The 22,262-nt window shown below is 47.7% G+C and carries 21 protein-coding genes; 7 read left to right on the top strand and 14 right to left on the bottom strand.

The window, feature by feature from the left end:
• Positions 1-139: 139 nt before the first annotated feature.
• Positions 140-2,287 carry a hypothetical protein gene (locus AYO36_RS00455; protein ID WP_064299203.1) on the bottom strand — a complete coding sequence of 716 codons (2,148 nt, stop codon included), beginning with the start codon at positions 2,285-2,287 and terminating at the stop codon, positions 140-142.
• A gap of 155 nt (positions 2,288-2,442) precedes the next feature.
• On the opposite strand from AYO36_RS00455, the gene AYO36_RS00450 reads away from it, so the two are divergent.
• On the top strand, positions 2,443-4,233 hold the full coding sequence (locus AYO36_RS00450) for an LTA synthase family protein (RefSeq protein WP_064299202.1): 1,791 nt from the start codon (positions 2,443-2,445) through the stop codon (positions 4,231-4,233).
• A gap of 108 nt (positions 4,234-4,341) precedes the next feature.
• On the opposite strand, the gene AYO36_RS00445 is transcribed toward AYO36_RS00450, so the two are convergent.
• From AYO36_RS00445 to groES, 4 genes are all read right to left on the bottom strand, one after another.
• Complete coding sequence (locus AYO36_RS00445) at positions 4,342-5,280, bottom strand: HEAT repeat domain-containing protein (protein ID WP_064299201.1); 939 nt, start codon at positions 5,278-5,280, stop codon at positions 4,342-4,344.
• Positions 5,281-5,316: 36 nt separating this feature from the next.
• Positions 5,317-5,937: a LysE/ArgO family amino acid transporter gene (locus tag AYO36_RS00440; RefSeq protein WP_064299200.1), complete on the bottom strand. Its 621-nt coding sequence runs from the start codon at positions 5,935-5,937 to the stop codon at positions 5,317-5,319.
• Between the two features lie 221 nt (positions 5,938-6,158).
• Positions 6,159-7,799 (bottom strand): chaperonin GroEL, encoded by a 1,641-nt coding sequence (groL, locus tag AYO36_RS00435; RefSeq protein ID WP_023469586.1) that lies wholly within the window; start codon positions 7,797-7,799, stop codon positions 6,159-6,161.
• Between the two features lie 32 nt (positions 7,800-7,831).
• Entirely contained in the window at positions 7,832-8,116 is a 285-nt protein-coding gene (gene groES / locus AYO36_RS00430) for a co-chaperone GroES (RefSeq protein WP_023469587.1), read from the bottom strand.
• A gap of 220 nt (positions 8,117-8,336) precedes the next feature.
• On the opposite strand from groES, the gene AYO36_RS00425 reads away from it, so the two are divergent.
• Positions 8,337-9,029 (top strand): CPBP family intramembrane glutamic endopeptidase, encoded by a 693-nt coding sequence (locus AYO36_RS00425; protein ID WP_064299199.1) that lies wholly within the window; start codon positions 8,337-8,339, stop codon positions 9,027-9,029.
• A gap of 21 nt (positions 9,030-9,050) precedes the next feature.
• Positions 9,051-9,284 (top strand): DUF4305 domain-containing protein, encoded by a 234-nt coding sequence (locus AYO36_RS00420; RefSeq protein ID WP_023469589.1) that lies wholly within the window; start codon positions 9,051-9,053, stop codon positions 9,282-9,284.
• A gap of 42 nt (positions 9,285-9,326) precedes the next feature.
• On the opposite strand, the gene AYO36_RS00415 is transcribed toward AYO36_RS00420, so the two are convergent.
• From AYO36_RS00415 to AYO36_RS00400, 4 genes are all read right to left on the bottom strand, one after another.
• A complete protein-coding gene (locus AYO36_RS00415) occupies positions 9,327-9,623 on the bottom strand; it encodes a DUF2089 family protein (RefSeq protein ID WP_023469590.1) in 297 nt (98 codons plus the stop codon).
• Between the two features lie 18 nt (positions 9,624-9,641).
• Complete coding sequence (locus AYO36_RS00410) at positions 9,642-9,929, bottom strand: hypothetical protein (RefSeq protein WP_064299198.1); 288 nt, start codon at positions 9,927-9,929, stop codon at positions 9,642-9,644.
• Between the two features lie 181 nt (positions 9,930-10,110).
• The gene (locus AYO36_RS00405; protein WP_047394356.1) at positions 10,111-11,406 is read right to left on the bottom strand and encodes a cation:dicarboxylate symporter family transporter; all 1,296 of its coding nucleotides are present in this window, start codon (positions 11,404-11,406) and stop codon (positions 10,111-10,113) included.
• Positions 11,407-11,585: 179 nt separating this feature from the next.
• The gene (locus AYO36_RS00400) at positions 11,586-12,644 is read right to left on the bottom strand and encodes an NAD(P)/FAD-dependent oxidoreductase (protein WP_023469593.1); all 1,059 of its coding nucleotides are present in this window, start codon (positions 12,642-12,644) and stop codon (positions 11,586-11,588) included.
• Positions 12,645-12,828: 184 nt separating this feature from the next.
• Here AYO36_RS00400 and AYO36_RS00395 point away from each other — a divergent pair, with 184 nt between their 5' ends.
• The 4 genes from AYO36_RS00395 (at position 12,829) to AYO36_RS00380 (ending at position 16,619) form a co-directional block, all read left to right on the top strand.
• Complete coding sequence (locus tag AYO36_RS00395) at positions 12,829-13,620, top strand: ABC transporter ATP-binding protein (protein WP_023469594.1); 792 nt, start codon at positions 12,829-12,831, stop codon at positions 13,618-13,620.
• A gap of 3 nt (positions 13,621-13,623) precedes the next feature.
• Positions 13,624-14,535 (top strand): iron-hydroxamate ABC transporter substrate-binding protein, encoded by a 912-nt coding sequence (locus AYO36_RS00390; RefSeq protein WP_055969400.1) that lies wholly within the window; start codon positions 13,624-13,626, stop codon positions 14,533-14,535.
• Between the two features lie 78 nt (positions 14,536-14,613).
• Entirely contained in the window at positions 14,614-15,615 is a 1,002-nt protein-coding gene (locus AYO36_RS00385) for a FecCD family ABC transporter permease (RefSeq protein ID WP_029342817.1), read from the top strand.
• Complete coding sequence (locus tag AYO36_RS00380; RefSeq protein WP_023469597.1) at positions 15,612-16,619, top strand: FecCD family ABC transporter permease; 1,008 nt, start codon at positions 15,612-15,614, stop codon at positions 16,617-16,619. The genes AYO36_RS00385 and AYO36_RS00380 overlap by 4 nt, the downstream gene beginning before the upstream one ends.
• A gap of 53 nt (positions 16,620-16,672) precedes the next feature.
• Here AYO36_RS00380 and AYO36_RS00375 read toward each other — a convergent pair whose 3' ends face one another.
• From AYO36_RS00375 to AYO36_RS00360, 5 genes are all read right to left on the bottom strand, one after another.
• Entirely contained in the window at positions 16,673-17,140 is a 468-nt protein-coding gene (locus AYO36_RS00375) for a hypothetical protein (protein ID WP_064299197.1), read from the bottom strand.
• Entirely contained in the window at positions 17,107-17,616 is a 510-nt protein-coding gene (locus AYO36_RS00370) for a hypothetical protein (RefSeq protein WP_064299196.1), read from the bottom strand. Before AYO36_RS00370 ends, AYO36_RS00375 begins: the two co-directional genes overlap by 34 nt.
• A 13-nt stretch (positions 17,617-17,629) precedes the next feature.
• Complete coding sequence (locus AYO36_RS00365; protein ID WP_064299195.1) at positions 17,630-18,082, bottom strand: hypothetical protein; 453 nt, start codon at positions 18,080-18,082, stop codon at positions 17,630-17,632.
• 119 nt (positions 18,083-18,201) lie between these two features.
• A complete protein-coding gene (locus tag AYO36_RS16865; RefSeq protein ID WP_014971497.1) occupies positions 18,202-18,360 on the bottom strand; it encodes a hypothetical protein in 159 nt (52 codons plus the stop codon).
• Positions 18,361-18,487: 127 nt separating this feature from the next.
• The gene (locus AYO36_RS00360) at positions 18,488-22,234 is read right to left on the bottom strand and encodes a S8 family serine peptidase (protein ID WP_064299194.1); all 3,747 of its coding nucleotides are present in this window, start codon (positions 22,232-22,234) and stop codon (positions 18,488-18,490) included.
• Positions 22,235-22,262: the final 28 nt, after the last annotated feature.

Below are 22,262 nucleotides of genomic sequence, written 5' to 3'. Positions count from 1 at the left end.
CAAATTAACGTCAATTGTTTGAATTCAAGAGGAAATTTAGACCAATTTTTCAACCAAACGCTTGAGCCAAAGACCATTTTAAAACAAAACAGGAATCCTGTAAGACATCGTCTGCCTTGAAGGATTCCTGTCCGCTCACTTATTTAACCGTTAAACTAAAGGTCTTGCTCTTACGCAACTTGATCGAATCGGCATGTACCGTGATCCGAGTGCCTCGTTTTTGTTTCGGGAACGTCATCGTTTGTGTCTTACCGGTTGCGATTTTTGTGTACCGCTTCTTATTGATTGTGACGACGATCGTCTTTCCTTTCGTCGCTTTGACTTTCCATGATGTACTCGCCGGACTGAGTGACGTCGTATACGACTTGAGTGTTGGATTGGCCGCTGCCACGACTTTCTGCCCGGAGACTTGAAGTCGTGTTCCTTTACGGGCAACGAACGTCACGACTTGTCCAACCTTCAATGGTTTTGTCTTAATCGCAAAACTCTGCGTTTTCTTTCGATCGATATATGCCGTATATTTCCCATCAATATACAGCTTTCCGTAATCGGCATCTCCATCAAGAATCCCTTCGATCGTCGTGTGTTCATCCGTTAGGGGTGCGGATAGATTACTGTAAATCATCACGCTATCTTTCAAAGAGAGTGATTTCGTAGGATACTCACCACTTCGTGTAATACGATATGACGCAAAGTCATTCGTATACGGAATCGTAATCTCTGTCTTTTTCGTTGCTGGAACAGATTGAATTTGTCGTTTCCCTGCATAGATTTTATAGATACCGCCTTCTTTGGCACTTTCTAAGCGGTATGTAATGAATTTAAAATTATCGTTTTTCGACTGGGTAATGCGTGGCACTTCATAACCTGCGACGGTCCGGTTCACGGATGCTTCTTGATTGAAGTCTCGTGTATTTCCGAACGTCCAATGCGTCACCTGACCGACAAGATTTTTCGTCGACACGTTGATTTGGACACGTCCTGTCTCATCGGAGGCAGCTCTTCCGATGAGGACGCCATCTTTTCCATAGACCATCACCGGAACATCGCTTTGATTGATGTTGAAGCTATAGGATGTTGTACCTTCCTTAATGGTTGGAATCGCTGAACCCTGAGCTGTTAAATAACGCTGGTATTGATAACGTGTCAGGTCCTCCAAGACCTTACCGGTTTCAGTCGTGTATATCGTCCGGTACTCACTATACGGTAAACGTTTCGGAATCGTCGTGATCGTGAACAGCTCGTTTTTCAGTTCGACATTCCCAGTGAACGATAATTTACTGGGCTCAACGATACCTGTCGTTCCATCTATACGCGTCAGCTCAACGCTCGGAGCTAGAACCGTTCCTTCAAGCAACGTCGTATCATCCTTCGTCAAGTCATCGATTGCGATCGGTTGGCGCAAATAGGACGCAAACGATAACATCGTCGCTTGATCCTTGTTCCGGTAGATGGCTTTTCCATCCGCTAACAGTTCATTCGCTAATTGCTCTGAATGGTCAACGAGTGTCGTCAGTTGCCCACTCGCCGTATCTAAGTAGAATAACGATGACTCGTTTGACGAACTAGCATCGACCAGTTGAACGTACAATCCGTCTTTCGTTTCGTATGCTCCCTCAACGTAATATCCTCGTGAGACTTTCGGTAAGGTGATTTGTTGATTGGTGACGACTTGACGCAACGTGTCCTGTTCATCATCTAAGATCCAGTCATTCGTTAAAGGTGAGAACCGCTTCACGTCAACGGAACGGACTTTCGAGAATGTACCGTCCGGATTTACATCATACCAATCAGCACTGTCCTCTCGTTGGATCGAAAAACGATTCGCACCAATCCATTGCACCCGATTTTGAGAAGTCACTTTCATCGTATCTTGCTCAACGAATTGATCCCCTTCGCGAATAAAGACTGATAACTTATCAAACGAGGTATACCCTATCACCATATCGCGATTCAAGACACGCAGGTACTCCTTGCCTTCTGGAAGTTCCAGCAGTTCCGAAGCTCCCGTCTTCGCATCAATCAAATAATAAGGATGCTCGGTTTCGTCTCCATAATAATCTTCATACAAGAATAACGTTTTATCAGCTGACGTCGCCCGCATCACCATATACGGTGAGACGTCTTTTGGATAAGGCGTCGTCTCTTTTGTCTCTAAATCATAAAATCCAACGATTGCTTGATCTTTCGTTTTGACGTCGTACGGTGCAGCATCCGCGGTGACAGTGAGCGTCATCCATGTACCGTAGATCAGCGCGGCACTTCCCATCCAATGTTTCCAGTTCATCTATGTAGAACATCCTTTCAAAAATAAGTGATTAATTCTATTTTATTCCATATCCAGTCATTCTTCTAATGTTTTTTGAAGAAAACACTCAAGCGTTCGACACGTTTCGATTCAGGGTAAAGACCGTGTGACGACACACGTAAGGAGTACTGACCATGGCGATTCGCTACACCCTTTATCTGTTACTCGGCATGCTGAAGTTCATGCTGTTTAGTTACTTTACAAAGACCGATCTTTCGCTCCATTTAACACTCATGAACCTGGCCGGGATGCTGATCCTGTCGAGCTGGACGTTACTGATTCCGTGGAATAAACGCCGCTGGGTCTGGCTCGGTCTACTGCTCGCGCACAGTTTTCTACTGGCTTCCGACATGTGGTACTACCGTTACTTCGAGGACTTTCTCTCCGTCTCGCTCCTCTCACAGATGACGCAGATGAGTGACGTCAGTAGCGGCTTCACTGCCTTGATCGTGCCGCAAGACTTCCTCTTGTTCGCTGATAGTTTGATTTTCGTACTACTGCTTTTCGTCTTCCGCAAGCGACCGGAAGTGACGACGAAGCAAACACGACGCCGGACGGCTGGAATCCTTGCAGTCAGTGGTATCGTCTTGTCTGCTTCGTTGCTGGCCTACCGGACGCTTACGGAAGATCGTCAACCGACGGCAACGATCTCCGATATGCGTGACTACTACCTGTTTGGCTTTTGGGGTTATCACGGATGGGATGTGTTTAAAGGCGTGACGGGACGACCCGGCGACGGACTGACGGCACAGGAGCAACAGCGCATCAATCAAAAGGAGCAAACGAATCCAACGGGTCCGAAACAGACGCCGAATATCATTCTGGTGCAGCTCGAGTCATTCCAGGCTTCAGTCATCGACCAAACCATCAATGGTGAAGAAGTGACGCCGAACCTAAATCAATTGAAGAAGGAATCGCTCTACTTCTCGTCGCTCTATCACCAGACGCATGAAGGACGAACTTCGGACGCCGAGTTCATCACGAATACCTCACTTTATCCATTGAAATCAGGCTCTGTCTATACGCAATATCCGACGAATGAATTCGAGCCGTTGCCTGCATTACTTGAGAAAAACGGATACGATACAGCAGCGATGCATGCCTACGAAAAAGGCTTCTGGAATCGTGACGATGTCTACCAGAACATCGGTTTTAAGCACTTCTTCAGCCAAAAGGATTATTCAAAAGAGAAGAAAATCGGCATGGCACTGAACGATCAACAGTTCTTCCTCGAATCGATTGATCACATGGAGACGTTGCAAGAACCGTTCTTCTCGTTTTTAGTCGCGCTGACGAGTCATACACCGTATGAAATTGACAAGGAAGACCAGACGCTTGATCTATCTGGTTATGAGGATCCAATGCTGAAACGATATTACCAGACTGTCCATTACGTCGATACCGGTGTTGGAAAGATGATCGATGAGTTGAAACAACGGGATCTTTGGGACCAGTCCCTCGTCATCTTTTATGGCGATCACGATAGTGGACTCGTCAATGAAGGCAGCGAGATGCGCAAAAAAGCGGATGTCTCGTCTCCGGTTGCTGCCTTTGAGCTCGAGCGCCGCATTCCGCTCTTCATCAAAAAACCCGACCAGCAAACTGGTCGGGTCATGAAAGAGAATGGCGGACAGATCGATGTCGCACCAACAATCATTGATCTATTGAACCTCAAAACTTCCTATATGATGGGGCAATCCCTCGTCGATGACAAACCAAACCTGACGGGCTTCCGCGATGGTTCGTTCCGCTATCAGGACTATTACTATGAAGCAGATTTGACGAAAGCATCCGGTGAAGGCACTTGTTATGATGTATCGATTGAGAAAAAGGTCGAGCTGAAGTTTTGTCGAAATCAAGTGAAGGATGTGAGTAAGCAGTTAAAGCTGTCGGATAAGATTATTGAGGAGAATGAACTGGAGTAATTAAAGAGCATCTAATTTTCTTAAAATAAAACAAGCCTGACCTTCTTCACGCCTAGTGAGAAGTCAGGCTTGTTTATTGATCGTTATCTCCACCTACCCTCGAGCCCATCAGTAGAAAGTAAAATGGTCTTCGATCCATTGCCATTCTTCGTCAAACAAGACTTCTCTTTTTGTTTGAATGATCCAATGAAATAATTTAGGAATCGCCTGATGGGAATGCTGGTATCGATATAAAAATCGAAGAGCGATTAGGACTTCATCTGTTTGTATTTGTCGCGTTCGCTTCAATAATATTTGTACACGTTTGATCACCGGTTCAATCGCTACTTCATCACCATGTCGCTCGATTGCGACTAACGCATACTCTCTCACATTGCTAGATCGATCTTTTAGTCCATGCAAAAATATTGAAAGATCTAATCCATTTCCAATTTCACTCAGTGCAGCTAAAGCCGAATGCCTCACATCTCCGCGAGAATGATCCAACAACGGAGTCAAATAAGGAACGGCTCGCTCTGTTCCAATCGTGGCTAAAACAAAATTAGCATTCATGATATCAAAAGAGTTATTTGATGTCGTAATTAAACGAATTAGCGCATCTTCTGCTATCTCATCTCGACAGGCTCGCAATGCTTGAATCGCAGCTTCTCGAACAGACGACCGAGAATCGTCTATGTATTTTACGATTCGTTCTGTATCAGGAATGCATCGTTGTTTTGCTAGTTCTTCCAAAATGCTTTCAAGAAGACTTGGCTTTATCTCTTGCTCCAGTTTTTCAAGCAATAACATTCCTGCACGAACATCTCCCGAATTCACACCAATCGTTCCAATCATAAAATAAAGATGTTGTTTTTGTTCTGCTTGTTTCACTTTGTCGAGTAAAGTGTTCAATATCGGAAGCATATTCGCGTCCCTAAAATGATGGACTCTTTCATAAGCCAAGTCGGATGGTGAGCCTTCGTTCGTATAGCACTTCAATTCTTCATGATAGAGGTATTCTTCATCAGACATCTGTTCAACTAAATATAAAATCTCATCGTCCTTCATATTTGGTAGTTGCTCCTTAACCATTTAAATATCTATTTAACTTTGTTCTAAAGCAAACTGAATTAATTGATACGATAGCCAGAACATTAAGCATCCTATTCCAAAATCTAGTACTTTCCACGCTTTTGGTTGTTTAAAAACAGGAATGAGCCACCTCGAACCATATCCTAATCCAAAAAACCAAACAAATGAGGCAATCAAAGCTCCGATCAAGAAATTGACTTTTTGATCAAATGTCAAAGTCCCAGCTATACTACCGATGATGACGATCGTATCTAAGTAGACATGTGGATTTAAAAGTGTAATCGCTAATGTGAGTAAGATCGTTTTGTGAATAGGCATGATTTTAGAATCTGTTGAAACATCCATTGTATGTGATGACGAAAATGCACTCCGAAAAGATTTAAATCCATACAAGAGAAGAAACAGTCCTCCAACAATCGCCAGACCAACATTTGCAAACGTATTATTCTTAATGACGGTACCGACTCCTAGTACGCCCATACACATCAGTAACACATCACATAAGAAACACACTAAGGCCACCCAGAAAATGTTGTTTTTTAATAAGCCTTGTTTAAGGACGAACGCATTTTGAGCGCCGATTGCGACGATGAGTGTACCCGAGGTTACTATGCCTTTTAAAATTTCATTCATTTAATTAATGACCCCTATCTCTCTTTGATCTCTGAACGTAAGTCGACGATTAAATATTAAATCTCCTTTCATTCCAAGTTAATTCTATATATGTATACCGTTTAAACATTAAGTATAATATTACAAATAAAAAAATAATTATACAACTCATTCCGAAATTTGAAGTATAAAAAAGTACCGAACCCTATTTACTAGGATTCAGTACTTTTAGATGAAATGTCTTACATCATTCCGCCCATTCCACCCATGCCGCCCATATCAGGCATTGCAGGAGCAGATCCGGCTGGTTCTGGTTTATCAGCGATGACGGCTTCCGTCGTCAAGAACATCGCAGAAACCGACGCCGCGTTTTGAAGTGCTGAACGCGTTACTTTCGCTGGATCGACGATTCCTGTCTCGATCATGTCGACATACTCGTCTGTTGCCGCATTGTAGCCCATTCCTGGCGCTTCATGCTTGAGACGCTCGACGATGACCGAACCTTCTTGACCTGCGTTTTCCGCGATTTGACGAAGCGGTGCTTCAAGTGCACGAAGAACGATGTTGACACCTGTTGCTTCGTCACCTGTTGAGACCGACAGAATCGATTCGACGGCTTTCGTGACGTGAATGAGAGCTGTCCCCCCACCTGCTACGATACCTTCTTCAACCGCTGCACGTGTTGCGTTAAGTGCATCTTCGATCCGGAGCTTGCGTTCTTTGAGTTCTGTCTCAGTTGCTGCCCCGACTTTGACGACCGCTACGCCGCCTGCGAGTTTCGCAAGACGCTCTTGTAATTTCTCACGATCGAAGTCACTTGTCGTTTCTTCGATTTGCGCACGGATCGTCCCGACACGTGCTTCGATCGAATCCCCGTGTCCGTGACCTTCGACGATTGTCGTGTTGTCTTTTGAGACGACGACTTTCGACGCGCGACCGAGTTGCGTGATTTGTGTTTCTTTCAGATCAAGACCGAGGTCTTCTGTGATCAATTCTGCACCTGTAACGATCGAGATATCCTCAAGCATCGCTTTACGGCGGTCACCGAAGCCTGGTGCTTTGACTGCTACCGCGTTGAACGTACCACGGAGTTTGTTGACGACGAGTGTCGCGAGTGCTTCGCCTTCGACGTCTTCTGCGATGATGAGAAGTGGTTTGTTTTGTTGGACGACTTGCTCGAGGACTGGAAGAATCTCTTGGATGTTTGAGATCTTTTTGTCCGTGACGAGGATGTACGGGTTCTCAAGGACCGCTTCCATCTTATCTGAATCCGTGATCATGTATGGTGACGCGTAACCACGATCGAACTGCATCCCTTCAACGACATCGAGTTCTGTCGTGAAGCCGCGTGATTCTTCGATCGTGATGACACCATCTTGACCGACACGTTCCATTGCTTCTGCGATCAACTGACCGACTTCTTCGTCCGCTGCTGAGATCGCTGCGACTTGGGCGATTGCTTCTTTACCTTCGATTGGTTTTGCGATCGTGTGCAACTCTTCGACAGCGCGACGGACCGCTTTTTCGATTCCTTTACGGATGACCATCGGGTTTGCGCCCGCTGTGACGTTTTTAAGACCTTCCCGAATCATCGCTTGTGCGAGGACTGTCGCTGTTGTCGTACCATCCCCTGCGATCTCATTCGTTTTTGAGGCAACTTCTGCGACGAGTTTTGCACCCATGTTCTCGAAGTGATCTTCGAGTTCGATTTCTTTCGCGATCGTCACACCATCATTCGTGATGAGTGGTGAACCGAACTTCCGCTCGAGGACGACGTTGCGTCCTTTTGGTCCGATCGTGACTTTGACTGCATCCGCTAATGCGTCGACCCCGCGGAGCATTGCCCGACGTGCTTCTTCACTGAATAAAATGTCTTTTGCCATGACTGAAATCCCCCTTTAGATGATTAACTGAATTACTCGGCTACTGCCAAAATATCGCTTTCGCGTAAAATTAAGTATTCATTGCCGTCGACTTTGACTTCTGAACCGGCATATTGTGCATAGATGACGTGATCTCCGACACTCACTTCAAGTGGTACACGTACGCCTTGCTCTGTCACACGGCCTGTACCGACAGCGACGACTTTACCCTCTTGTGGTTTTTCTTTCGCTGACCCAGGAAGAACGATTCCTCCGAGTGTTGTTTCTTCTTTTTTAACGACTTCGATCACGATGCGATCACCAAGTGGTTTTAACATGCGAAACATCCTCCTTGAAAATGACTGTTTTTTAGCACTCACTTTCGTTGAGTGCTAACATATTTTTATCTTATACGCTTTCTCTTCTGAATTCAAGCCTGAACCTTTATCCGTTTTCCCGAAATCGACACCTTTGAATCATCGTCAATCGTGCGCCAAGACCGTTTGTTTGTTACAATCGGGACAGTACCTTCATTACAAAGGAGTTGTGTCCTGTACGATGAAAAATCCAATCAGTCTGCCTTTCGTGATGGCGGAGAAGTGGCAAAAGCGTCACGTCATCCCGATCATCATCTATCTGATCGTCCAATTGGTTCCGGGTTCGTTCCAGTATTTCCTTCCGAAAAACGTCATTGCTGACGTCGCCGGTTGGTGGCTTGCGATTGGCTTCACGGTCGCCGTCATCGTCTCCTACTACTGCCTGCGTCCCGATTGGCAGAAGTGGAAGGCAGAGGGACGTCAAACCGATCCGATGGATACGTTGAAATGGATCGGAATCGGGATCGTGCTCCTGTATGCGCTCTTGATCGGTGTCAACTTGATCGATGCCTGGATGGCAGGTGGGATCGAGAATGTCGCGAAATCGCAAAATACGGATCAGATCATCCAAGCGATCCAAGTCATCCCACTCCTGCAAGTCATGGTCGTCTTGCTCGGACCGATCATGGAAGAGTTCTTGTTCCGGCATATCATGTTCGGCAACCTCTCCTCGAAGCTCGGTTTCTTCTTCAGCTTCATCTTGACGGGTGCCTTGTTCGGACTGATTCACCAAGACAACAAATTTTTAATCTATGTCGCGATGAGTTTTGTCTTCTCGCTCGTCTTCGTCAAGACGCGCCGGATCATTGCTCCGATCGCCATCCATGTCTTTAACAACGGAATCGTCGTACTCGCCATCTACGCGATGTCTTAATTTACGAAAGGTCGTGTTTTCATGCGTCAAAGCTCGAACTTCATGGCAGTGTTCTATGCCATATTCGGTATTCTCTTCATGTTCCTCGCCTACAACAACTCGGTCGAAGCAGGAACGGTCTTTAACTTCTGGACGATCCTGCTGACGTTGTTCGCTGCGATCGACTTCTACCGTCTCTACTTGATCTTCCGCTTCCGCGCAGCAGCAAAGAAGATGATCAAGAAGGAACAGGACAAAAAGAACGACAAGCAATAAAAAAAACGAGATTTCCGTCAGGCGGAAATCTCGTTTTTTGGTTTATTCTTTCGCTTGACCCTTGCGGTAGGAATCGATGATCGTCTTCGCCACATCGAGACTCAACCGTTCATCTAAGACCAAGTTCTTGATCATATTGACGAATTCGACATCTTCCTGCTGCACCGAATCAATCCGCTCGATCAACTGGTTCAACTTCGCCCGGACGGTCGGGTAGGATACTTGATAGGCAGTTGCCATATCCTTTAATGAACCAGAGCTCAAGACGAACTTGCGGATGAACTCGAGATGCTCCTGTTCGAGTGCCAGTACCCAAGCGGGCACGTCTTGTCGTTCCATCGTGTTCCCTCACTTCTCTTACAAATCTTGAATCTCCATTCGTTCTTTCTCACGCTTTAGTTGCTTGCGGCGCGAGTCGACACCCATCTCAGCCATTGAGATCATCATGGACAACCCCACACACGTACCGATTCGGATCAATGACTCCCGATCCGCTGAGTGTGGTCCTGTTCCGAAATACCAGTAAATTCCGAGACCGATGATGATGGCTGGAATGATGAAACTCCAGACTCTTCCTTGCCTTGCTAAGTAAAATTGTACGATACAGACTGCGACAATACCAATGACGATTCCTACCGTTTGCATCCTATCGCCTCTCCCTTATGATTATATCAATAATATTAACTTTAAAATTAATAATGTTCAACATTATTTTAACTATAATCAAAAATAAGAGGTTTTCTTTAAAAGCAATCGACTTCAATCTATTTTCAGGGACGAAAAAAGGAAGGACTGACGATTCAGTCCTTCCTTATATTTACGATAGTCACGCACTGCGGACGTCGTCTTTTTTACCTTCTGTCGACATGAAGGTCTCGAGTTGGTCTTCGTCAAGGACACCTTCCCACTTCGCGATGACGAGTGAAGCGAGCGTGTTTCCTGTGACGTTGACGACCGAGCGCATCATATCCATGATTCGGTCAATCCCCGCGATGAAGGCAAGTCCTTCTGCCGGGATACCAACCGTACCGAGTGTCGCGAGCAAAACAACGAAGGAGACGCCAGGAACGGCAGCCATCCCTTTTGATGTCAGCATTAAGACGAAGACAAGCGTCAGCTGTGTTCCGATCGAGAGATCAATCCCGTACATCTGTGCGATGAACAAGGCTGCGAGCGCTTGATAAAGCGCAGATCCATCAAGGTTAAACGAATAACCCGTCGGTACGACGAAGCTAACGATTGATTTCGGAACACCCATCTTCTCGAGTTTTTCCATGATCCGTGGTAGTACCGTCTCAGACGACGCCGTCGAATACGTCAGCAATAACTCGTCCTTGAAGATGCGCGTGAAATCAGAAACGCGAATCCCAACCCATTTCATGATGGCACCGAAGACGATCACCATGAAGAGAAGCGCTGTGACGTATAACGTCGCAATCAGTTTAAACAATGAACCGAGCGATTCAATCCCGAACGTCGAGACCGTGACACCGATCAAGGCGAAGACACCGATCGGCGCGAATTTCATGACGATATTGACGAGATTGAACATCGCTGCTGCGACGCCTTCAAAGAAACGAACGACCGGTTGGCCCTTCTCTCCTGCAAAACCGACACCGAGTCCGAATAAGACCGAGAAGAAAATGATTGCAAGCATGTCACCGCGGACCATCGCGTCCAAGATATTCGTCGGGACGATGTTGACGATCTTGTCGACGAGTCCTGCGTCTTGTGTCGTCTCTTCCGTTTCGACATACGTCGAGATATCCGTTTTATCGAGTGTCGACATGTTGATACCAGCACCCGGTTCAACGAGATTGGCTGCGAACAGCCCCGTGAAGATCGCGATCATCGTCACGATCGTGAAGTAACCGAGCGTCTTGACGCCGAGACGTCCGAGACTTTTCGGACTACCGACTGATGAGACACCGAGGACGATCGTCGTGAAGACGATTGGAACGACGATCATTTTCATCATCCGGATAAAGATGTCACCGATTGGCTTAAGCCACTCCGCGACATGGGGATTCCCATAAAATACACCACCGACTGTGATCCCGAGAATCAAGCCGATTAAAATTTGCCAGGCAAGGCCAATTGGCTTACGTTTCGTAGTTGTCATACCCTTCCTCCTTATACATCCGTCTTACTTGTATCCTACATGTAGTGGAACATAAGTAGAATTTTGTCCTAAATACAGTACGTTGTCAAATCGTTCTGTTATAGTACAAAAATGAAATTCATACAAAAAAACGTCCAAAATCCGCTTGTTTCTAAGCATTTTGGACGTTTAAACATTATTCAAGATTGTTGATTAACGCGTTCCTCAATCAACGCCCGATTGCGTTTTTTGAAGACTTCGTTGTGTGACGAGACCATCGCCACTTTTGGCGCTTCCGGCTCGATGAAGCGTTTCGCCCGGTTGACAGCGTTCGCCGCATCTTGGAAGGCACCTGAGATCAAGTGGACCTTCCCGTCGTGTGAAAGAATATCTCCGGCAGCATATAGACCCGGTACACTCGACTCGCTCGCTGCGTTCCCTGCGATATAGAAGTCATCGACCCGTGCGATATCGAGATCACACGCGTCAAGCAGTGCCGCGTCCTGCTCGTAGCCGTGATTGATGATGACTTCATCAATTGGAATCTCGACGATTTCCTCTGTTTGACAGTCGATCAATTCGACTGATGCGATCCGTTGATGATCAGGACTTGCGATCAGCTTGTGAATCGTCGTATTAAGGAGACAGACAGCAGAACTTTTGACGAGCTGATCGACTTGCGCCTCGTGCCCCGAGAAACAATCCCGGCGATACGTGACGTAGACTTTTTTTGCGACCGGTTCGAGCTCGTTCGCCCAGTCGATCGCAGAGTTCCCACCACCTGAGACGATGACGGTCTTTCCTTTAAAGCGTTCAATCGATTTGACCGTATAGTTCAAGTTCGACACTTCAAAACGCTCCGCGCCCTCGACTTTTAATTTTTGTGGATTGAGGATGCCGCCGCCGACCGCGACGATGACCGTCTTCGAATAATGGATCCGACCCGATTCTGCTTCTAAGACGAAGTTGCCGAAGACGTCTTTTGCGATCGAGATGATCTTTTCATTCAATTGAACAGTCGGTTGGAACGTCAGTCCTTGTTCGACGAGTTGAGCCATGAGTTTTTCACCAGTGATCGGTGGTTGTCCGCCGACGTCCCAGATCATCTTTTCCGGATAAACGTGCAATTTTCCTCCGAGTTCTGCTTGATACTCGATCAATTTCGTCTTCATGCCCCGAAGACCACTATAGAACGTCGAATATAACCCTGCAGGTCCTCCGCCGATGATCGTTACGTCGAACAACTCCTGTTCCCTCATCTCACTCACTCCTCGTCTTTGATTACGATTGATTATCATTCTCACTACCTCATGATAACGTGAACATCTCTTGAACACAAGAAAAAATGTTGACAGCGTTTTTACAGGACTGGTATGGTTAATGAGACGATAGTGATAATCATTATCATTGAAAACGGAGAGAACAACGAAGGAGTCGTCGCGTATGGTACGTCTAGCAACAGAAGAAATCAATATCGGCTACGGTGATCGTCCCATCGTCAAAGACTTGTCCGTCCAAATTCCCGATCGACAAATCACGACGATCATTGGGGCGAATGGATGTGGCAAATCGACTTTATTGAAAGCGATGACACGGATCATTCCTCATCAATCAGGACGTGCATTGCTCGATGGTCTCGATATCGCCAAGGAAAGTACGAAGCTACTTGCCCGGAAGATGGCTATTCTGCCACAAACTCCAGAGAGCGCAAGTGGTCTGACGGTCGCAGAGCTCGTCTCATACGGTCGTTTCCCGTACCAAAAAGGATTCGGACGCTTGACGAAACACGATTACGAGATCATCGATTGGGCACTCGAAGCAACGGATACGATGGCATTCAAACACCGTCCGGTCGATGCGCTGTCGGGTGGTCAACGTCAACGGGTCTGGATTGCGATGGCACTCGCCCAAGAGACGGACATCATCTTCCTCGATGAACCGACGACTTATCTTGATCTCGCCCACCAACTCGAGGTGCTTGAACTGCTCGAGCATCTCAACCGGACCGAAGGACGGACGATCGTCATGGTCCTGCATGATTTGAATCAAGCGGCACGGTTCGCCGACTATATCATCGCCATGAAAAACGGTGAAGTCGTCAAAGCCGGGACGTGTGAGGAAGTCATCGCAAAAGACGTCTTACAAGAAGTATTCCATATCGATGCTGAAATCGGACGCGATCCGCGGACGAACAAGCCGATGTGTATCACCTACAACTTAATCAAGGGAGATTGAATCATGAAGAAACTACTTTTACCGGTTCTACTCATTCTCACGCTCGTCATCGCAGCGTGTGGCAATACGGAGAAAAAAGACGACGCAGCATCTGGATCGAAAAACGAGACGATCACGTACAAATCGGAGAATGGTGACATCAAAGTTCCGGCTAATCCAAAACGTGTCGTTGTTCTCGCTGGTTTTGCCGGTAACGTCATGGCACTCGACGTACCTGTCGTTGGTGTCGATTCGTGGTCAAAAGCGAATCCGAAGTTCGACAAACTCAAAGATGTCACGGAAGTATCGGAAGAGAACGTTGAAAAAATCATCGAACTCGAACCCGATTTGATCATCGGCTACTCAACAACGAAAAACCTCGATAAAATCAAAAAGATTGCTCCGACAGTCACGTACACATACGGAAAAGTCGACTACTTGACGCAACACATCGAAATCGGTAAATTGCTCAACAAAGAGCAAGAAGCACGCGACTGGGTCAAAGACTTCAAAACACGCGCTGCTGCTGCCGGTAAAGACATCAAAGCAAAAATCGGTGAAGATGCTACTGTTTCTGTCATCGAAAGCTTCGATAAACAACTCTACGTCTTCGGCGATAACTGGGGTCGTGGAACAGAGATTCTCTATCAGGAAATGAAATTGAAAATGCCGGATAAAGTCACGAAGATGGCATTAAAAGACGGATACTACGCGTTGTCACCAGAAGTCCTTCCTGAATACGCAGGCGACTACCTCGTCTTCAGTAAGAGTGCGGAAGCGGACAACTCATTCACGAAAACGGATACGTTCAAAAACATTCCAGCCGTTAAAAACGATCGTGTCTTCGAAGTCGATTCGAAGGAGTTCTACTTCAACGATCCGCTCACACTCGAACGTCAACTCGAGTTCTTCAAGAAAAGTTTCCTTGGCGCATAATGAATAAGGGAGGGAACCTGCGGGATCCCTTCCTTTTTTTGTGGCTCACTCACTGAATCAGAAATGGAGGCGACATTCATGTCAGCTGGTCGAATTCCGTTCGGCATTAAAATCACACTCGGTCTCGTCCTCTTTTTCGGGATGTTCTGGATCGCGATGACGTTCGGTGCCGCCGATACGACGACGCGCGAAGTCTGGAACGCTTTGACGTTCGGACCGTTGAATGAAAAAGCAAAAATCGTCCAGGAAATCCGCTTGCCACGGGAACTGGCAGCGATCCTCGTCGGAGCGGCACTCGGTGTCTCGGGTGCCATCATGCAGGCGATGACACGCAATCCCCTCGCCGATCCCGGTCTGCTTGGTCTGACGGCAGGGGCGAATGCGGCACTTGCGCTCGTCATCGTCCTGTTCCCGAAAGTTGACTACTTCGGAATCATGATCGCGTGTTTCGTCGGTGCAGCACTCGGGGCAGCACTTGTCTTTGGAATCGGGGCTTCGAAAAAAGGCGGCTTCTCACCGCTCCGGATCGTCCTTGCCGGTTCCGCGATCTCAGCTTTTCTATACGCGATTGCGGAAGGGATCGGTATCTACTTCAAGATTGCCCAAGATGTCTCACAGTGGACGTCCGGGGGACTCGTCGGGTCGACATGGGGACAACTGCAAGTCATCGCGCCAGTCATCGCAATTGGAATCGTGATTGCGTTCATTTTCTCGCGGCAATTGACGATTCTCAGTCTATCGGAAGAAGTCGCACTCGGTCTCGGACAGAACATCCAGCGGATCAAAGCGGTCCTCTACGTCGTCGTCATCCTGCTTGCTGGCGCTGCCGTAGCACTCGTCGGTAACATGGCATTCATCGGGCTGATGATTCCGCATATCGTCCGTGCAATCGTCGGGACGGACTATCGGTTCATCCTGCCGATGACCGCAATCTTCGGTGCGACGTTCATGTTGCTTGCCGATACGATCGGACGGACGCTGTACGCACCATATGAGACGCCGGTCATCGCAATCGTCTCGATGCTCGGGCTACCATTCTTCCTCTTAATCGTTCGGAAAGGAGGGCGTGCTTTCTCATGATGGAATCTCGTTTACGCCGTCGCCAGCAACTGACGTTTTGGACGTTACTGGCACTATTGATTGCAACACTCGTCGTCAGCATCGGTCTTGGACCTGCTTCCCTTTCGTACGATCGTTTACTGCCGACGTTACTTGGAAACGGTTCGTTCAAAGAGGAGTTCGTTCTCTATTCACTCCGCTTACCCCGACTGCTCATCACCGTCATGGCGGGAATGGCACTTGCCTTATCCGGTGCAATCCTTCAAGGGATCACACGCAACGAACTCGCTGATCCTGGTATCATCGGCATCAATACGGGAGCTGGCGTCGCCGTCGCCTTGTTCTTCCTGTACTTCCCAACCGATGTCGGGTCATTCATCTATCTGTTACCGATCGCTGCCTTCTTCGGTGCACTCGTCACCGCGACAGCAATCTACCTGTTCTCGTACGACCGCGTACAAGGACTCCAACCGATTCGGTTGATCTTGACGGGTGTCGGCTTCTCGATGGCGCTGTCTGGAATCATGGTCATCCTGATTTCATCGACGCGTCGCGAAAAGGTCGACTTCATCGCCAAATGGCTCGCCGGTAACATCTGGGGGACAGACTGGATCTTCGTCTACTCGCTCTTGCCGTGGTTACTCGTCTTGATTCCGCTCACGTTCTACAAGGCGAATAAGCTCAATCTGCTTGCCTTGAATGAACCGGTCGCAATCGGTGTCGGTGTCGCGATTGAAAAAGAACGGATCCAACTCTTGTTGACAGCTGTTGCGCTCGCCGCTGCTGCCGTTTCTGTCACCGGTGGGATTTCTTTCATCGGTTTAATGGCTCCGCATATCGCCCGCGCCCTCGTCGGACCACGGCATCAGTTCTTTCTGCCGATTGCCCTCTTACTCGGCGGCTGGTTGCTTGCGTTCGCTGATACGATTGGACGCAACATCGCGGGACCAGACGGCGTACCGGCTGGGATCGTCGTCGCCTTGATCGGAGCACCATACTTCATTTATCTACTGTTGAAGAAATAATCAAAAATCCGCATCGATCAGTGTCTTTCGCTGATCGATGCGGATTTTTTGCTTTACCGTTTCCACCACGCACGTTCGATTTCCCCCATCGTCACGTATGCTGGATCGATTTGTTTAGCTAACCGGTTCATTCGAGTGACGCCAAGACCGACTCCGCCGCTCCAGACAAGTAAGAGAACGAATAAATAACCGGGAGCATTTGGAATCGACAGCATGACGAAGGCGATGAGCCACGCCACGACATAACCGATGATCGTCAGACGAGCGACCTTCCGAACAGTCTGTTGATAGATACCTTGCGTTAAATAGGACTTCATGAGTCGTAGCCGAACGATTTCCCGAACGACTCCAATCCCGCAAAGACAGAAAAACAAGGTTTGTCCAAAAACGGATTCAACCGCTGGTAAAAACCAAGCAAGTACGGCGACAATCAATCCAGGGATTAAAAAGACATAGGTGACGATACGCACCGGTCGTTTCATTACATTCAGACGTGCTTGTCGCTCGAATAGGTGTTCCATTTCGATGTTCCTTTCTGTCTGACGAAGCGGGCTACCTCAACGTCACTGATATAATCCGGGTCACGCGCCCCGTCGCGTCGGATGATCCATTCACTGATGAAATAGAGTGGTGTTAAAATCGCAAAAATTGCCATAAGCATCTGCCAGAACGGTCCCTCGATCGTCTGGGTGATGACGATCGTCAAGATCGCGTACAGCAGGACGTGACTACCGATGCGTAGTAAAAATTGTCGACGGATCTGAGCTTTTGAGATATAGCCGTCTAAAATTTTTCGTTTTTTTAGTTGATAGCGAAAATCGGAGCCGAGAAAAAGGGCTGGAATCGTCAAAATCAACAAGGGGATATCGGTCCACTCGATCAGGATACCAACTGTTATGAATAGAAGCACGTTCCAGTACCAGCGTGTGCCGAGCCACTCGACATCCCGGTACGCGAGCGCAAGTTTTTGTAGACGTTCTTCACGAGCCGTTTGCATAGTACCTTCTCCTTTAGCGGGCTTTGTGAATTTCTTTTTCCGTGATATACGTTGGATCAATCTTTCGTGAGATGAACTCTAACGTTTTTCGACAGATCCAGTAGAACGGAATGACGATGATGATCAGACCGAGCAAAAAAGACGTGTTCGGTCGATCGGCTGCCCAGACAATTAGACCGGCAAGCGCTCCGTATTGTAAAATGCCGATCAGCACATGTACCTGATAGAGCCGTCTTGCTGAATCCTTTGATGTGTATTCTGCAACAAGCGCGAACCGCTTTCGTTGTAGCAACATGTCATAGCCAAAATACAATAACGGGACGATCATCGCGTAGACTGGTTTCTCGAGTGTGTTACTGAGCGCTAAGAATGCCGCAAGCATGACCCACATGCCGGTCTTCGTCTTCTGATGCATCTCTTCGTACAGCGCCGCCAAGGCATCCGTTTGTGTATGTACGTGTTCCATGATCATCCACCTCTCTATACTGTCATATACTTACATTTTACTAGATCGGTTTCATCTGTAGTACGATTTTCAAAAAAAAAGACGTCCTACCGCTTAGGGTAAGACATCTTCCATGAAGACTACGCACTGACCTGAATGATCAGATAGATGACGCTATAGGCAACGATCGCGAGCGGTATCATCGCGACACCGATCAGCCAGCCGTTTTTGTCGCGGATACCGAGATATAAGACGAGACACCCTACAATGAAGGCGATTAAGGTCGTGAACGGATTCATGGTTGTTCCCCCTCTGACTTGTTTCTGTTCTTAAAATTCCCCCTCTTCTCGTCTCATAAACCCTTCAAGGCGCTTCGGCACGCAAGAAAAGCCAGACGGATTTCCGCCTGGCTTCATCTTTTGTTCCTTATTTTTTCGTGATGACGACTGTTTTCGTAACAACGTGTCCACCGAGGTCCTTCAGTTTCAAGTTGTACGTGTTTTTCCCCTTCTTGAGCGTCACTTTTTTCGTGATTGTCTTTTTGAAGGCTTTCATCTCGTACGGCTCTTTGAACGTCCGGCGGTATTCCGCGCTACCGTTGAAGTCAAAGCGTAATTCGCTGTAGTTATCGCGAAGAACGATCTTCATCTCAGCTGTTTTTGTTTTGCTTGAGACGGTTTTTGGCGCAGTGACGCGAATCGTCGGTAATTCTGTGTCGATGATGACTTGACGACTGAACGCAACACGGTTCCCTTTACCATCGTATGCTTCAACTTTGAATGACTTGACGCCATCCGTCGTGTACGTCACGTCATGGCTGAACGCATAGTTCTGTTGGGCTGTATCGAAACGTAATTTAACGGATTTTCCGTTGATCTTGAATGATTTGATGCCTGATTCATCAGAGACATGACCCGCGATGTTGATGACTTTTGATGTCGCAAGACCAAGTGCGACTGGTGTATCGATTTGAACGTTCGGTACCGCTTTATCAACACCTGTCGTGTTGACGTCTTTTTTCACACTGTTTCCTGCATAATCCTTCACGACGAAGGCAATCTTCGCGCGCTCTGGAAGATCCGTCAACGTGTACGCTTTTTCTGTTGCAGCAAGTGGTTGCTTCAAGACACTCTTACCATTGACGAGGATATCGTATGACGCGACACCTGTTCCTTGGTCACCTGCTGTCCACGAGAGCGTTGATTTCGACGCATCCCACTTCACAGTTGCAGCTGGTTTTTTCGTATCGATATAGACTGGGAAGAGATTCGACTGCCATTTTGCATTCGGATAATCGATCACGGATTTGACTTTGTAGTAGTAAAGACCATCCTTGACCGGTTTCCCGTTGATCGTTCCGTCCCAAGCAGCGCTTGTGACTGGTGTGTATCCGTCCTCTGAACCGCTATCGTAGTAGTTCTTGACGACGTCCGTTTGCGTATCGAGCTTCTGAAGCGTTGCTTTGTTACGGTCAAGAATCGAGTACTCGACTTTTTTCGCATTACGGAGGAACGAGATGATCGGGAATGCTTCATCTGCGCTACCATCGTTGTTTGGTGAGAACGAGACTTTGTTCGCGACGACATCTCCAGCAGCGTTTGCGCCGAGGAATTCGAAGTTATCCTTCACTTCTGTCGCTAGACCTGTCAAACCATAGAACGTGTTGTCTTCATCGTACAATGGTGCGTCTAGAATCGGAGCTTGATCCCATTTCCCTTTAAAGCCAACGTAAGGAACCGTCAATTCTGGATTCTTACTCTTCGTATCGATCAAACGGACGAATCCTTCGACGAAGTAGCCGTTCTCAAAGACTTGTTCGAGCGGAAGTTCGTTTGCCCAGTCCGTTGTATCCTTTAGATCGACCGATACACTGACTTTCGTTGAACTCTTCGGATTAATCGAGACCGAGCTTGCTTTCTTCGAGCCAACTGCGAATGAGATCGGATATGTGCCCTTGTTCGCGTCCACCGTACCGATCGTTCCCTTTTTAAAGATGCCGTTTGCTTCGAGGAAGTTCGATCCTTCTGCGCCGAGATCCGATTGAACCGTTCCGGCTAACTTATACGTCACTTTTTCACTGCTGTAGTTTTTCAAATCAAGTGTGAACGTGAACTTCTCGCCAACTTCCTTCAAGGATGCCTTACCTTCACCCGACTTCGTCTCTGTGACGACGACTGGCGTCTTCATGGCAGCACGAAGATCCATCAATCCAGCTCCCTCACGACGTGGGGAGTAGAAGTTGCCTGTTTTTAGCTGCGCATTGTATTTTCCTTGATCGAGTTGTGGACGCGACGTGTTCATCAAGATGTTCTTCGCGAGTTTGACGCGTGTCGCACCGTCGACTTTAAAGTCCTTCGCAATCCGTTGCATGACGAGTGCCGTTCCACCAGCGACGTGTGGTGCCGCCATCGATGTCCCACTCATGACGCCATACTCGTTATCGTTGAGCGTCGAGTAGATTTTCCCACCTGGTGCCGTGATTTCTGGTTTGAAGTCAAGGCTTGGTGTGACACCCCATGACGTGAAGTCAGACATTTGTCCTGCGACCGGGTTATCGGCTGAGACTGCTTTTCCATCGAACGTGACAGCGATTGCCTTGCCCTCTTTTGCTTTTGCTTCAAGATCGTTTCCGTCTGCGATGCTGAGTGTGACGAGTGGAATCGTCGGATTGTTGAGCGCCATGCTGACGTAATCCCCATGATCGACTCGACCGCGGACGATGACACCTGCTGCCCCTTGCTTCTCAGCTTCTGCTTGGATCATACCGTAGTTGAAACCACCGTTACGCACGACGAAGACGACTTTCCCTTTGACGTCTTTACCTTCGTAGTTCGAAGCTTGACCGTCACCGACATAGACGACATCCTTCTTCTCTTTATCGAAGACAGCAATCGGATTCGGTGAATCTTGTTTTTGGTATGCCAAATAACCAGCATCCTGACCGTCAATCGTCAGCGCCATGCCTTCGAGTGTCAATTTCGTATTTTCGAGTGATGCGACTTGGAGTGCTTGGCTCGTTAAACCTGGTGCACCGACGACACCGATATCCGGGTTCGCTGTGTACGGATTACCTGCACCATGACCTGCGAATGCCGAGTTACCAGCAGAAATCGCACACAAGATACCGTTGTTCATCGCGTTGACGATTGCGCGTTGTTCTGGATCATCTGCATTGACGAACGATGCCGTCGATCCGAGACTCATGTTGATGACATCGGCTCCGAGTGCAATCGCATCATCGATCGCTTTAATGTAGATATCGCTGAATGTCGATGGCATTCCTGGATCGTTTCCGAAGACTTTCATCGCGAGGAGTTGTGTTTCCGGAGCGACCCCTTTGATACCACCGTTTGCTTCATCGCCGTTTGCTCCGACCGTACCCGCGACGTGCATCCCGTGCATTGATGCGCCCGCACCTAAATCACGGATTTCGCTATCGTGATCGGCATAGTTATAGCCGTACGGTACTTTTTCCGTGAAGTACTTTCCTTTTAAGCCTTTTGTTTCTTTCGCACTATCGACTTTCGAAGAAGTCAAATCAATCTTCGTTTCTGGGCTCAAGACCATGTCCTTATGCGATGGATCGATTCCCGTATCGATGACGGCAACGATTGTTCCTTCCCCTTTAAAACCATAGTCCTGCCATGTTTCCTTCGCATTGACCATGTCCTTGCTGTAAAGCATGTCTGGCTTGGCACCTTTAGCAACTTCCGGACGCGCGTATTCATGGGCGATATGTACGCTCTTGACTCCGCTCAGTTGTTTGATGTCTTCGATGTCGCCGAACTTGACTTCACCACTGAATCCGTTGATGACGGTCGTGAAGCTTTCCTTATATGTAACGGGAATCGCCTTTTTAGCGATGGCTGACTTGACTGATTTTTGAACGTTGACGAGGCGATCTTTGATCGACTCTTTTTCGGCATTGCTCAATGTGCTATACCGCTTGTTTTGAGCCTGGGCGATTTGAATCGCCGGTTTCTCTTCCATCTCGATGACGACACGGACTTTATCCGATTGTTTGTAGTTCTTCTCTTGCCCCGATTTCTTCAAAGAGAGCGCTTGCGGTTTTTGACCCGTTGCTTTGTCTTGCGACGACAGTGCACCTTGCGCACTGACTAGATTGGAAGACGTCATTAAGACGGCTGCCATAAGTGCAATCTTCTTCTTCATGCGTTCGTTTTCCCCTTTTCTGTAAAAC

This window comes from Exiguobacterium sp. KKBO11 (genome assembly GCF_001644945.1).
GTDB classification, from domain to species: Bacteria; Bacillota; Bacilli; order Exiguobacteriales; family Exiguobacteriaceae; genus Exiguobacterium_A; species Exiguobacterium_A abrahamii.
The sequence above is the reverse complement of the archived record's forward strand: the minus strand, read 5'-3'. Positions and strand labels throughout refer to the sequence as shown.

Bases quoted from the DNA above. Each gene is read 5' to 3' on its own strand.
- AYO36_RS00410 (WP_064299198.1), bottom strand. From the start codon at position 9,929: ATGCAAACGGTAGGAATCGTCATTGGTATTGTCGCAGTCTGTATCGTA.
- groL (WP_023469586.1), bottom strand. From the start codon at position 7,799: ATGGCAAAAGACATTTTATTCAGTGAAGAAGCACGTCGGGCAATGCTC.
- AYO36_RS00425 (WP_064299199.1), top strand. From the start codon at position 8,337: ATGAAAAATCCAATCAGTCTGCCTTTCGTGATGGCGGAGAAGTGGCAA.
- AYO36_RS00365 (WP_064299195.1), bottom strand. From the start codon at position 18,082: ATGGAACACGTACATACACAAACGGATGCCTTGGCGGCGCTGTACGAA.
- AYO36_RS00370 (WP_064299196.1), bottom strand. From the start codon at position 17,616: ATGCAAACGGCTCGTGAAGAACGTCTACAAAAACTTGCGCTCGCGTAC.
- AYO36_RS00390 (WP_055969400.1), top strand. From the start codon at position 13,624: ATGAAGAAACTACTTTTACCGGTTCTACTCATTCTCACGCTCGTCATC.
- AYO36_RS00445 (WP_064299201.1), bottom strand. From the start codon at position 5,280: ATGAAGGACGATGAGATTTTATATTTAGTTGAACAGATGTCTGATGAA.
- AYO36_RS00380 (WP_023469597.1), top strand. From the start codon at position 15,612: ATGATGGAATCTCGTTTACGCCGTCGCCAGCAACTGACGTTTTGGACG.
- AYO36_RS00450 (WP_064299202.1), top strand. From the start codon at position 2,443: ATGGCGATTCGCTACACCCTTTATCTGTTACTCGGCATGCTGAAGTTC.
- AYO36_RS00400 (WP_023469593.1), bottom strand. From the start codon at position 12,644: ATGAGGGAACAGGAGTTGTTCGACGTAACGATCATCGGCGGAGGACCT.
- AYO36_RS00360 (WP_064299194.1), bottom strand. From the start codon at position 22,234: ATGAAGAAGAAGATTGCACTTATGGCAGCCGTCTTAATGACGTCTTCC.
- AYO36_RS00420 (WP_023469589.1), top strand. From the start codon at position 9,051: ATGCGTCAAAGCTCGAACTTCATGGCAGTGTTCTATGCCATATTCGGT.
- groES (WP_023469587.1), bottom strand. From the start codon at position 8,116: ATGTTAAAACCACTTGGTGATCGCATCGTGATCGAAGTCGTTAAAAAA.
- AYO36_RS16865 (WP_014971497.1), bottom strand. From the start codon at position 18,360: ATGAATCCGTTCACGACCTTAATCGCCTTCATTGTAGGGTGTCTCGTC.
- AYO36_RS00440 (WP_064299200.1), bottom strand. From the start codon at position 5,937: ATGAATGAAATTTTAAAAGGCATAGTAACCTCGGGTACACTCATCGTC.
- AYO36_RS00415 (WP_023469590.1), bottom strand. From the start codon at position 9,623: ATGGAACGACAAGACGTGCCCGCTTGGGTACTGGCACTCGAACAGGAG.
- AYO36_RS00385 (WP_029342817.1), top strand. From the start codon at position 14,614: ATGTCAGCTGGTCGAATTCCGTTCGGCATTAAAATCACACTCGGTCTC.
- AYO36_RS00405 (WP_047394356.1), bottom strand. From the start codon at position 11,406: ATGACAACTACGAAACGTAAGCCAATTGGCCTTGCCTGGCAAATTTTA.
- AYO36_RS00395 (WP_023469594.1), top strand. From the start codon at position 12,829: ATGGTACGTCTAGCAACAGAAGAAATCAATATCGGCTACGGTGATCGT.
- AYO36_RS00455 (WP_064299203.1), bottom strand. From the start codon at position 2,287: ATGAACTGGAAACATTGGATGGGAAGTGCCGCGCTGATCTACGGTACA.
- AYO36_RS00375 (WP_064299197.1), bottom strand. From the start codon at position 17,140: ATGGAACACCTATTCGAGCGACAAGCACGTCTGAATGTAATGAAACGA.